This window comes from Gordonia sp. AC31, from assembly GCF_031844505.1.
In the GTDB taxonomy this organism is placed as follows: domain Bacteria; phylum Actinomycetota; class Actinomycetes; order Mycobacteriales; family Mycobacteriaceae; genus Gordonia; species Gordonia hongkongensis.
The window spans coordinates 298441-310312 of the sequence record NZ_JAUZVK010000005.1 but is presented as its reverse complement, the minus strand read 5'-3'; the positions used below and the strand labels follow the sequence as shown (position 1 = coordinate 310312).

Sequence of the window (11872 nt, the reverse complement as noted above, 5' to 3'; positions counted from 1 at the left end):
ATGTTCTGCCATTGAACTACATCGGCGTGCGAGTGCTGGACTCGCGAACGACAGCCTAGCAAACCCGGAGCCGCGCCGGTCGTCGGCACGCGCAGATGTCGTGGATCGTGGCGCCAGGCGCAACGAACCGCGACATCTGGGCGGGACCAGGTCTCGGCGGGCCGACGTGATTCGGTTGCGACGCAGAATAATTCGCCGGAAGGGGTTGCGCGCTGGACGACCGGCCGGTAGCCTCGAACGTAGTTTCGAGTAAAGCCATGATGACGGGGGATGAAATCATGGCTTCTACCGAGCCATCTGCACCACCACCACTTCTTCTCGACCAGTACAAGCGCCTGCATGCACTTATGGACGAGATTGCCGAGACGCAGTCCACGGATTGCTCCGACACCGACCTCCTACAGGTCGCGATCGAGCACGAGCGTGCCGAACGACGGATGCTGTCGCTGTTCACCGATCACATCGTCGACATCGACGAGCGGTCGGCGTACCGGAAGATGGGGTGCCAGACCGTCTCCAACTTCGTCTGCCACGGTCTGCACCGGCGTGGCGAGGCGACCCGCCTGATGAATCGCGTCTGGGCCTTGGGCAGGTTCCCGGACATGCAGGGGGTGCCGCTCGAACCGCGCTTCCCCGAGACCGCCAAAGGTGTTGCCGACGGCGAGATCTCGGGACGCCACGTCGACGTCGTCATCGAGGTGATGCGCAAGATCCCCGCCGACGTGGACCCTGCCGACCGGGAAGCCGCCGAGGCGACGCTCGCGCACTACGCACGCGAGTACGACCCGTCGTCACTCCGTGATCTCGGCGCCCGCATCCTGGCCCACCTCGACCCCGACGGAACCATCACCGACGATCGCGACCGCGCCCGCAACCGCGGACTCAAACTCGGGCCGCAAGACGCCCAACTGATGTCCCGGCTGACCGCAACGCTCGACCCCGTGACGCGCGCCATGTTCGACGTCGTCCTGTCGGTGTGGGCCGCTCCTGGGATGAACAATCCCGCCGATCCCGAGTCGCCCACCGGCAACCCCGCCGCCGCGGACCCCGACGCGCTGGTCGCCGCTGCCGGACGCGACGAGCGCACGGCCGAGAAGCGGAACCACGACGCGTTGCGCGCCATGCTGCGCTTCGTGCTCGACGCCGGCGCGCTCGGGGGTTCGCACCACGGGCTGCCGCCACACCTCGTCGTCTCCATCACCGAATCGGCGCTGCGCGACGCGGCCGGCGACCCGGCACGGACCGCGACGGGAACCCTCCTACCCATCAAGGACGCCATCGACCTTGCCGCCGACGCGCAGCACCATCTCGCGGTGTTCCGGGACCACTCCAGTGAGGTCCTCTATCTCGGACGGTCCCGGCGATTGGCCTCGCGCGCACAACGAATCGCCGCGGTCGCCCGCGACGGCGGCTGCACCTTCCCGGGATGCACGCGGCCGTCGTTCGACTGCGAGATCCACCATGTCGTCGAGTGGGACGCCCACCACGGCTCCACCGACCTCGACACCCTCGCGACCGCCTGCCCACCACACAACCGGGTGGTCGGCACCGGCGTGGATCAGTGGGCCACCACCATCGCCACCGATGGGGTCGACGCCGGCCGCGCCGTCTGGCACCCGCCCCGCTCGCACCCGTCGTCGACGCCGCGGATCAACCATGCCCATCGCACCGACGCGATCCTCGACCGGATGCGCGCTGATGTCCGGCGGCGGCGCAGTACAGCGGCACCGGAGAGCGGAGGGTCGGCGCCGACCGACACCGGCGCAGATCCTCCCTGACCATTCGATAACCTCGACACCGTGCTGCTCTCCGACCGCGACATCCGCGCCGAGATCGCTGACGGGCGCCTCGCCATCGATCCGTTCGATCCCGCCCTCGTCCAGCCCTCCAGCGTCGACGTCCGGCTCGACGGCCTGTTCCGGGTGTTCAACAACACCCGCTACACCCACATCGACCCCGCGCAACGCCAAGACGAACTCACCTCGCTGGTCGAACCCGCCGACGGCGAGCCCTTCGTGCTGCACCCGGGCGAGTTCGTGCTGGGGTCCACCCTCGAGGTGTGCTCGCTGCCCGACGACCTCGCCGGCCGCCTCGAAGGCAAGTCGTCACTCGGTCGGCTCGGCCTGCTCACGCATTCGACGGCGGGCTTCATCGACCCAGGTTTCTCCGGCCACATCACCCTCGAGTTGTCGAACGTCGCGAACCTTCCGATCACCCTCTGGCCCGGCATGAAGATCGGGCAGCTGTGCCTCATCCGCCTCAGCAGCCCGGCCGAGGAACCGTACGGCAGCGCGTCGGTCGGATCGAAATACCAGGGACAACGTGGCCCCACCCCGTCGAAGGCGTACCTGAATTTCCAGAAGCACGACTGAGGGGTTTCGACTCGGCTCAACCGGCGGGTGGGCGGACCGGGTGGGCGCGGCTCCGGAAGTTCACCCAGCCGATGACAACCCGCCACGACGAGGATGGTTACCGGTGGTTCCGCCTGGGTAACCGTTGCCCTCATGAAGCTCACGGTGATCGGATGCGGCTACCTCGGTGCCACTCACGCGGCCTGCATGGCCGAACTCGGGCACGACGTCGTCGGCATCGACGTCGACCCGTACAAGATCGAACGCCTGCAGGCCGGCGAGGTCCCGTTCTTCGAGCCGGGGCTCGCCGACATCCTGCGCCGCAACATCGACGCCGGACGACTCCGCTTCACGACCGACCACCTCGCGGCCGCCGACCACGCCTCGGTGCACTTCCTCGGCGTCGGGACCCCGCAGGAACCCCGCGGGCACCGGGCCGACCTCTCGCACGTGTACTCGGCGGTCGACGCGCTCGTGCCGACGCTGCGGGGCGCCCACCTCATCATCGGCAAGTCGACCGTACCGGTCGGCACCTGCGCCGAACTTGCACAACGGATCTCGGTACTGTCGCACGCCGGGGCGGATGTCGAACTGTCGTGGAGTCCGGAGTTCCTGCGCGAGGGATTCGCCGTCGAGGACACGCTCCGGCCGGATCGGCTCGTCCTCGGTACCGGTTCGCTCGACCCGAGCGGCCTCAACACGGCCGCCGACGACCCCGACGCCGGGTCGTCGGCCGGGGAGGTCACCCGCGAGATCTACCGCGAGATCCTCGAGACCGGCGTGCCGTTGATCGAGACCGACTGGGCCACTGCGGAACTCGTGAAGGTCTCGGCGAACGCCTTTCTGGCCACCAAGATCTCGTTCATCAACGCGATCAGTGAACTGTGCGAGATCGCCGGCGCCGACATCAACACCCTCGCCGACGCGATCGGGCACGACCCGCGGATCGGACGCCGATTCCTCAACGCCGGTCTCGGTTTCGGCGGCGGTTGCCTGCCCAAGGACATCCGCGCCCTGACCGCGCGCGCCGACGACATGGGCGCCCCGCGGGCCGTCGGCTTCCTGCGGGAGGTCGACGCCATCAACATGCGTCGCCGGGGTGCGGCGGTGGAACTGGTCTTCGAGGCCCTCGGCGGCGAGGTCCTCGGGCGCAACGTCGCCGTCCTGGGCGCCGCCTTCAAACCGGAGAGCGACGACGTCCGTGACTCACCCGCGCTGACGGTGGCCAGCAGGCTGGCGCTCGAAGGGGCATCGGTGACCGTCTTCGACCCGAAGGCGATGGACAACTCACGACGCGTCCACCCGAGCCTCGGGTACGCCACCTCGGCGCGCGACGCGTGCGACCGGGCCGACGTCGTCGTCATCGCCACCGAGTGGGCCGAGTTCGTGCACATGGCGCCCGAAGAACTCGAGGGCGTCGTCCGCGCCAAGCGCATCGTCGACGGTCGGCGCTGCCTCGACCCGCAGATGTGGCGCGACGCGGGTTGGGACTACCGCGCTCTGGGCGGCCCCGCTCCCACCCGCCCTGCGCCGCGAAACCACCCGTCCGAGCAGGTGAACGGATATGCGCCGGGGGCCACCGTCCGCTGAGTCGTGCTAGGTTGAGCTCGCGACTGTCCAGGGGGCACCTTCTCGCCGTGGGGGACATGAGGCGAGGTGCACGTGAGGTGCAGGAATCAACCAGATGACCGACACGGTGGCCGATCCGGCCGTGACATCGACGTCTGCGCAGGCAGAGGTCACGGTCAGTGCTGCCGTCGTCGACGCCGTACGCGCCGAACTCGCCGGGCGGGGGATCGCGCAGAACGCCGAGGTCGTGCTGTTCGATCTCGATCCGCGGGCGGGCGTCTCGGTGGGACGCCTGGACCCGGCTCGAGGGACCGTCGCGGACTCCTACTCCGATTCCGGTCTCACCCTCGCCGTCCTGGATGAGGTGATCGCCGACCATCTCGTTCGGGTCGGGCGGGTCGCGGCACCGACCTCGCGCGACTGGCACGAGGAGGTCCTCGACCTCGTCACCCGCGGCCGCGAGCGGCTCCGCGAGTCCGACGGCACCTTCCTGATGGGCCGCGACCACATCCGGCTGTTCCGCATGGCGCGCCGCGACGTCGCCGAAGCCGGAGCCCCGCTGACCGCACGCGCCGAGGACCTCGCTCGCGCGGCGGTGTCCGGAGCCTCCGCCCCCGCGGTCGTGGTCACCGATCGCGTGAGCGCATGGCCCGGCCTCCGAGACGCGATCGCGCGAGCCGTACCCGTGCCGGTCGTCGACGTCGATCCGTCGGGGAGCATCACTCGGCCCCCGGCGCACGGCGGACACGCGGCGGAGCCGGAGGTACCGCACCCGATCGCGGGGTCCGGCGATGTGATCGAACCAGACGTGGAAGTGGCGACCCCGCCCGCCGAACAGGATGCGGTCCCGACCCGGTCGGATGACGGTTTCTCGGCCGCCACCGAGATGGCCGAGATGGCTCCGAGTGGCGACGACCATACGCACGACACGCACGACACCCCCATCTTCGAGTCCGTCACTCAGTCGCCACCGGTGGTGGCCACGGCGTTCGGAGCGCTCGCTCCGTATGTTGCTGCCCCGGATGTCCCTCGCGCCCAGCCGCTTCGGGACGACGAGCAGTTCTCCGAGCTCTCTCCGGTCGGTCACGATCTGCGCACGCCGATGAATCCGGTTGCCGAGCCGCCGTCGGGCGAGTCTGAGCCACGGTGGGCGTCGGCGCACACGTCCACGCCGCCCGTCCGGTCCGGCGATGGGGAGGTGAACGTCGATCCGATGGCCGGGTATTCGGCGGACACAGGGTCGGCCATCGGGGCTCCACCGCACTCCGACGTGTCCGTAGCAGGGCCGCAGGCGGCCGACGCGAGCCGACGGCGGCACGGAGGCAAGCGCGTTCTCGCCGCGGTGGCGCTGCTGTGCGCGGTGGCCGTCGTCGCGGTGGCCACGGCGTTGGCCGTCGGACACGATGAGGCGTCGCCGACCGTGGCCGCGCCGCTTCCCCAGCGCACCACCGCCACCCCGGAACCCGAATTCGCCGATCCCGCAATCTATGCCGAGGCCCGGCAACCGGCGCGCCGGTACACGACTCCGCCTCCGCCGGAGACGACGACGCCCTCCGCGGAGGAGCCCGCGCCCCGGCCTCGTCCCCGGCCGCGGACTCCTCGTCCGCCGGGTGGCGTGACGATCCCGCTTCCCGGTCTGCCGCCGATCGTCCTGCCCTGACGCACGAGCCCGATGACGGTGTCCGAGCCGGGTCTCAGTCGCCGGGCCGGGGCGCCAGTGCGCGCGCCACGAAGTCGAGGACGTTCTCGTAGTTCGCCGATGCATCGACGTCGGGGTGATAGGCGTGGGCGAGTTCGAGACTCACGGCGCCGTGAACGGCGGACCAGGTCTGCATGGCTTGTTCGACGGGGTCGGCGGACAAGATGACCCCGGCCACCTGGCCGTACCGGATGGTGTCGACGAGGACCTCGAATGCGTTTGCGGCCACGTCGATCTCGGGCGTGCACTGCGCTGAGAACATCAGCCCGTAGAGCACCGGATTGGCGAGTGCGAACTTCCGGTACGCCACACCGGCGTTGCGCAGACGAGTCGCCGGATCGTCATCCCTCGTCGCAATCGCCCGTCCGAACTCCGCGTACCCGTCGGTGACCAGGGCGTCCAGCAGGCCGTCCCGGCCGTCGAAGTGGTTGTAGACGCCCATCGGGGCGACCTTCGCCTCACCGGCCACGGCCCGAACCGTCAGACCGGCCGTGCCAGCGCGCTCGAGGATCGTGCGACCTGCCCGGAGCAGCGCGGATCGGACGTCGGCGCCTGCTGTACGCGTGCGCGGCTTCGCGGGAGACATGTTGACAACCTACTGGAACGGTGTTCTTCTTGAATAGAACAGTGTTCTACAACTCTGGAACGTTGTTCTAGCGAATCGCAGAAATCGCTTGCGCCACCCGACCAGGAGAAGATCGATGCCAATGGAACGCACGCATGCTCGCTGGTGGGCGCTGGGCGCCCTCAGCTTCGCCGAACTACTCGTGATGATCGACAACACGATCGTCAACGTGGCCCTCCCGACGCTCGCCCGCGACCTCGGCGCCGGGATCTCGGGCCTGCAATGGATCGTCGACGCCTACACGCTCGTCTTCGCCGGCCTGCTGTTGACCGGCGGCTACCTCGGTGACCGGTTCGGGCACCGTCGCGTGCTCCTCACCGGCATCGGAGGTTTCATGCTGGTGTCGGTGCTGGCGGCGTCATCCCAGAACCTCGGGCAGCTCGTCGCCGGCCGTGCGGGGCTCGGGGTCTTCGCGGCGCTGGTCTTCCCCGCCACGCTCGCGATCATCACGACCATCTTCGTCGATGCCCGGGAACGCGCGATGGCTGTCGGGATCTGGGCGGCGGTCTCCGGAGTGGCAGTGGCCATCGGACCGGTTCTCGGCGGCTGGCTCCTCGAACACTTCTCGTGGACATCGGTGTTCTGGGTCAACGTCCCGTTCGGTGTGGTGGCCCTCGCGATGATCCTGGCGGTCGTACCCGGCACGCGACCGGTGTCGGTGCCCCGGTTCGACGCGCTCGGGGTCGTGCTCTCGATCGCCGGCCTGGGCCTGCTGACCTTCACCCTGATCGAGGCGCCCCACGTCGGTTGGGCCACGGCGCGCACGGTAGTGGGTGTCGTTGTTGCAGTGGCCATCCTGGCGGTGGTCGTGGCCACACAGCTGCGGATCGCGCACCCCATCCTCGACGTCCGGCTCTTCGCCAACCGGCGCTTTGCGACCGCGGCCGGGATGATCAGCGTGGCGTTCTTCGCGCTCTTCGGCTTCATCTTCCTTATCACGCAGTTCTTCCAGGCGGTGAAGGGATACGGTCCGCTGGCGGCCGGTGTCCGTACCCTTCCGTTCGCGATCGTGATGGCGGCGCTGTCGCCGGTTGCGATGGCACTGTCGCACCGTTTCGGGCCTCGGGTGGTCTCGGTGACCGGTGCCTTCCTGATGTCCGGCGGGTTCGCGCTCGTCGAGCTCTCCGCGCGGGACTCCGGGTATTGGGAACTCATCATCTGGGCGATGTCGCTGATGGCGGCGGGTCTCGCCTTCATCTCCGGCCCGTGCACCCAGCTCATCATGGACGCGCTGCGTCCGGAACAGGCCGGCGCGGGCAGTGCGGTCAACGACACGACACGCGAGATCGGCGGGACGCTCGGTGTCGCGGTCCTCGGGTCGATCCTGACATCGGCGTATGTCGCCGGGGTCGGGGACAGGCTGTCTGGCAGCGGGTTGCCGGCCGAGGCGGTCGACGCGGCGAAGCAATCGGTGATGGCCGGGGTCGGGGTGGCTGACCAGGCGCCGGGCGCGATCGGTGATGCGGTCCGGATCGCGGTGCAGGACGCCTTCATGGTCGGGTTGCACGACGCGGTCTGGGCCGCGGTCGCCGTCACGGCGGTCGCGGGCGTCGCGGCGGCATTCTTGTTGCGGGGGAGCGGGAACCCTTCGTGGCTCGTCGCTAACGCTCCTCGCACCTCAGGGAGCGGAGGGGTTGTCGCCAGCGCTCCTCACACCTCAGCTCAAGGGGCGGAAGCCTCAGAGGTCGAGGGTGAGGTTCCCGCCGGGACTGCGTGAGACGCAGGTCAGCATGGTCCCGGCCTCGCGCTCGGGTTCGGTCAGGATGTTGTCGCGGTGGTCGACCTCGCCGGACAGCGTCCTGACCTTGCAGGTGCCGCAGAATCCCTGCCGGCACGAGTACGGCACCGACGGCACCACCCGGCGGATCGCGGCGAGCGCCGATTCGTCGGCGGCGACCGGGATCTCCTGACCGGTCGACGCCAGCGTCACCGTGAACTCGGAGCCGTTCTCCACCGGTGGCGGGCTGAACCGCTCGTAGTGCAGCTCGATGTCGGCGCGTGTCGCGAGATGACGGCGAAGCCCCTCCAGCATGGGAACCGGGCCGCAACAGTAGACGGCGAGGTCGGCGGGGGCGTCGACGGGACCGACCAGATCGGCCATGCTCGGCAGTCCGTGGACGTCGTCGGTCCGGATGGTGACGCGGTCGCCGAACGCTGCCACCTCGTCGAGGAACGGGATCGACTCGGCGGTGCGGCCGGTGTAGATCATCGACCAGTCCAGCCCGAAGCGTTCGGCCGTGGCGAGCATCGGCAGGATCGGGGTGATGCCGATGCCGGCCGCGACGAAGCGGATTCGGCGCGCAGGTGATCCGTGGCCGGGGACCGCGAACGGAAAGGCGTTGCGGGGACCCTTGATCGAGAAGACGTCGCCGATACGCAACGAGTCGTGGACCTCGACCGAACCGCCACCGCCGTCGGGAATCCGGCGCACCGCGATCCGGTAGTGCTCCCGATCCGCGGTGTCACCGCACAGCGAGTACTCCCGCATGCGTCCCGACGGCAACAGCAGATCGATGTGCGCCCCGGCGTGCCAGTTCGGCAGCGCGCCACCGTCCGCGGCGGCGAGGGTGAGCGCGATGACGTTCTCGTCATGCGCGACCACCTCGCGTCCGACGATCCGGACCCGGGTGGTCCCGTCGCTCACCGCACCTCGGCGCAGCGGTGACAGCGGCCGCCAGACCGGCCACCACGCCCGGAACATCATGGTGCCGACGGTGAGCAGCGGGTCGTGCCGCCATCGGCCGTGCAGGTGGGGCGGTGGTTGCGTGAGCGTTGTCGAATGCGGATGCGCGCGTTGGTTCATGACCCTGCTCTCCCGTCCGCACTCACGCCGCGTTGCGCGCGGCCGGCGAGCTCGCGAGATAGGCGACCGCCTGTGCGGTGCTGCCGATGTCCTCCGGCCGGAACCCGGGCCGGAAGTAGCTGAAGGTGGCGAAGACGATCGTCCGCATCTTCGGGAGCACGCCGGCCCGCACCCCACGGTGGTAATGCCAGGTCTTCTGGAAGTAGTTGTACGACAACGACCTGTCCTGGCCCATGATGAATCGGTAACCCCGCTGGATGAGGATCAACAGGATCGGCAGCACCACGAACATCGCCCGGCCGCGACGCAGATATCCGTCGCCGAAGTACGCGGCGACATCGTGTGCGACGGCCCGGTGCTCCACCTCCTCGGCGCCATGCCACATGAACAGGTCGGTCATCGTGGGGTGCGCCCCGACCCGGGTCCAGGTGTTGTTCAACGCGAAGTCGCCGAGGATGGCGGTGTAGTGCTCCAAAGCCGCGATGAGCCAGAGGCGTTCGACGAGGTGTTTGTCGCGGGCCGCCTGGGTGCCACCCTCCAGCGGGCCGAGCACCTTGCGGAAGATCCACTCCATCTGGAGCTGGTAGGGCCGCGGGTCGATGCCGTGGTGATCGAGGAACTCCCACAGGACGTGATCGTGGGCCTCGGCGTGCATCGCCTCCTGGCCGATGAATCCTCGCATGCGAGAGGCGAGTTCCTCGTCGTCGACCAGCGGCAGGGCCTCGTTGTAGGTCTGCACGAACCACCGCTCGCCCTCCGGGAGCAGGAGATTGAGCACGCTGATGAAGTTCGACGCGACCGGGTGGCCGGGTATCCAATGGAGCGGGACATCGTCCCAGTCGAATGCCACGTTGCGGGCGTGCAGTTCGACGGGGCCGGGATCGGCCGAAGCGTCGTCGTGTGCGTGATCCTCGGTGTGCGTCATGTGGTTCACCCCGTGACGTTCTGACGGGCGCCGATGCGCGACAGCCACGGCGCGAAGCGGTAGATCCGGTATCCCACCTTCGCCTCCACGGTCACCGGCACCACCGCCTTGTTGTGCTCGATGGCCGCGACGATCTCACTTGCGACCCGGTCCGGCGTGAACCCCCGGCGCTGGTAGAACCGGTCGAGCCGATCGCGGCGTGCTTGTTCGGTCTCGGCGTCGAGGCCGGCGATCGGCGTCGAGGAGACGATGTTGGTGTCGACGAGTCCGGGACAGATCGCGCTGACGCCGATGCGGTGTTCGGCGAGCTCGGCGCGGAGCGACTCGGAGAAAAGGAGTACCCCCGCTTTCGACGCCGAGTACAGGCCGAGGCTGCGTGACGGCGTGAACGCCGCGGCCGACGCGATGTTGACGATGTGCCCGCCGACCCCGCGCTCGACCATCTGCCGGCCGAACTCCCGGCTGCCGGTGACGACGCCGCGCAGGTTGACGTCGAGGAGCCGGTCGACCTGCTCGTCGGTGGCCGCCAACACCCCACCGGCCAAACCGATTCCGGCGTTGTTGACCACGATGTCGGGGATGCCGTGGGCCTCTCGGACGCGAGCGGCGAAGGTGGCGAACTCGGCGGTGTCCGAGACGTCGAGGAGGTAGGCGTGCGCGGCCGACCCCGCGGCCTTGCAGGCGCGGGCGGTCTCGTCGGCGGACGCGAGGTCGAGGTCGGCCAGGACGAGCTCGCACCCGCGTTCGGCCAGTGCCAGGGCCGTCTCGCGTCCGATGCCGCTGCCCGCACCGGTGATCACGACGAGTTTGCCCGCCAGAGGTTTCGGTTCGGTGAAAAGCCGGGCCCGCTCGATGACCGGGGCCGGGGCCCCACTGTTGGTCTGCACCGCAAGGAAATCCAGGACGAGATCGGTCAGATAGTCGGGGTGGGTGTAGGGCAGCCAATGTCCGGTCGGGGTGTCGCGGCGCCAGAGTTTCGCGACGTACGTCGGCGTGATGTCGTAGATGGCCGGCCGCAGCGCGATGTCGCGTTCGTTGACCACCTGGAGCACCGGCACCGTGGTGGTCCGCGGATCGGGCCGCAGGAGTTTGGCGCGGATGTTCGCGCGGTACAGGGCGAGGCCGCTCACCATGTCGCGGCGCAACGAGTCGGCGACGTCGACGTTCTCCGGTGGCGTGCCCTCGACCGCGCGCAGGAACTGTTTCCACACCGCCGGATTGCCCATCGCGCGCAACAACACGTTGGGGAGCACCGGAAGCTGGAACAGCCCTGTGTAGGCCGACGACATCGACTGCGCGAGCACATTGCGCAGGTGTCGAGGGGTGGGGCTGGCGACCTGATCGCGGACGAACTGACCGAGGTGGTCGAGGTTGGGGCCGGACACCGAGACGAACGAGGCGATGCGGGCGTTGGCGCGCGGGCGGCTGACGGCCTCCCATGTCTGCACCGATCCCCAGTCGTGTGCCACCACGTGTACGGCGTCGTCGGGACTCACCGACTCCGCGACCGCGTACAGGTCGTCGGCGAGCTCGTCGAGGCGATAGGCGGCGACCCGCCGGGGGCGGTCGCTCTCGCCGAAGCCGCGGCAGTCATAGGCGACCACGTGATACTGCTCCGCCAGCCGCGGCGCGATGTGGGTCCACAGGTGGTGGGTGTCCGGCCAGCCGTGCACCAGCAGCACCGTCGGTTTCGACGGATCGCCCAGCTCGTAGGTGGCCAGCCGGATCCCGTTGTTGCTGACGGTCCCCGGACGCCACTCGGGTCGTCGAATCGCCTGTTGAGCCATCTGTCACCTCGTTGTGTGTGCCCCGCCGATGGAGGTACACGTTACCAACGGTTACACAAATGTCCAGACCCCGGAAGAGCAGTGAGGGCCCGGTCGGATGACCGGGCCCTCAC

At 69.1% G+C, this 11872-nt stretch carries 9 protein-coding genes; 5 read left to right on the top strand and 4 right to left on the bottom strand.

Annotated elements, in window-relative coordinates:
* Nucleotides 1–278 precede the first annotated feature (278 nt).
* The 4 genes from Q9R39_RS08960 (at nt 279) to Q9R39_RS08945 (ending at nt 5580) form a co-directional block, all read left to right on the top strand.
* A complete protein-coding gene (locus tag Q9R39_RS08960; RefSeq protein WP_311277349.1) occupies nt 279–1778 on the top strand; it encodes a DUF222 domain-containing protein in 1500 nt (499 codons plus the stop codon).
* 21 nt (nt 1779–1799) lie between these two features.
* Nucleotides 1800–2372, top strand: coding sequence for a dCTP deaminase (dcd, locus tag Q9R39_RS08955; RefSeq protein WP_058249633.1), 573 nt, complete (start codon nt 1800–1802; stop codon nt 2370–2372).
* 132 nt (nt 2373–2504) lie between these two features.
* A complete protein-coding gene (locus Q9R39_RS08950; protein WP_311277348.1) occupies nt 2505–3941 on the top strand; it encodes a UDP-glucose/GDP-mannose dehydrogenase family protein in 1437 nt (478 codons plus the stop codon).
* A 94-nt stretch (nt 3942–4035) separates the two neighbouring features.
* Nucleotides 4036–5580, top strand: coding sequence for a hypothetical protein (locus Q9R39_RS08945; protein WP_311277347.1), 1545 nt, complete (start codon nt 4036–4038; stop codon nt 5578–5580).
* Nucleotides 5581–5614: 34 nt separating this feature from the next.
* Here Q9R39_RS08945 and Q9R39_RS08940 read toward each other — a convergent pair whose 3' ends face one another.
* Entirely contained in the window at nt 5615–6205 is a 591-nt protein-coding gene (locus Q9R39_RS08940) for a TetR/AcrR family transcriptional regulator (protein WP_311277346.1), read from the bottom strand.
* A gap of 115 nt (nt 6206–6320) precedes the next feature.
* On the opposite strand from Q9R39_RS08940, the gene Q9R39_RS08935 reads away from it, so the two are divergent.
* Nucleotides 6321–7961, top strand: coding sequence for a DHA2 family efflux MFS transporter permease subunit (locus Q9R39_RS08935; protein ID WP_311277345.1), 1641 nt, complete (start codon nt 6321–6323; stop codon nt 7959–7961).
* Here the strand turns inward: Q9R39_RS08935 and Q9R39_RS08930 are convergent.
* The 3 genes from Q9R39_RS08930 to Q9R39_RS08920 are packed head-to-tail and all read right to left on the bottom strand — an operon-like array spanning nt 7923 to nt 11759.
* The gene (locus Q9R39_RS08930) at nt 7923–9047 is read right to left on the bottom strand and encodes a PDR/VanB family oxidoreductase (protein ID WP_311277344.1); all 1125 of its coding nucleotides are present in this window, start codon (nt 9045–9047) and stop codon (nt 7923–7925) included. The two genes, Q9R39_RS08935 and Q9R39_RS08930, sit on opposite strands and share 39 nt — an antisense overlap.
* Nucleotides 9048–9069: 22 nt before the next feature.
* Nucleotides 9070–9972 carry a metal-dependent hydrolase gene (locus tag Q9R39_RS08925; RefSeq protein WP_058249928.1) on the bottom strand — a complete coding sequence of 301 codons (903 nt, stop codon included), beginning with the start codon at nt 9970–9972 and terminating at the stop codon, nt 9070–9072.
* Nucleotides 9973–9977: 5 nt separating this feature from the next.
* The gene (locus Q9R39_RS08920) at nt 9978–11759 is read right to left on the bottom strand and encodes an SDR family oxidoreductase (protein WP_078114009.1); all 1782 of its coding nucleotides are present in this window, start codon (nt 11757–11759) and stop codon (nt 9978–9980) included.
* Nucleotides 11760–11872 lie beyond the last annotated feature (113 nt).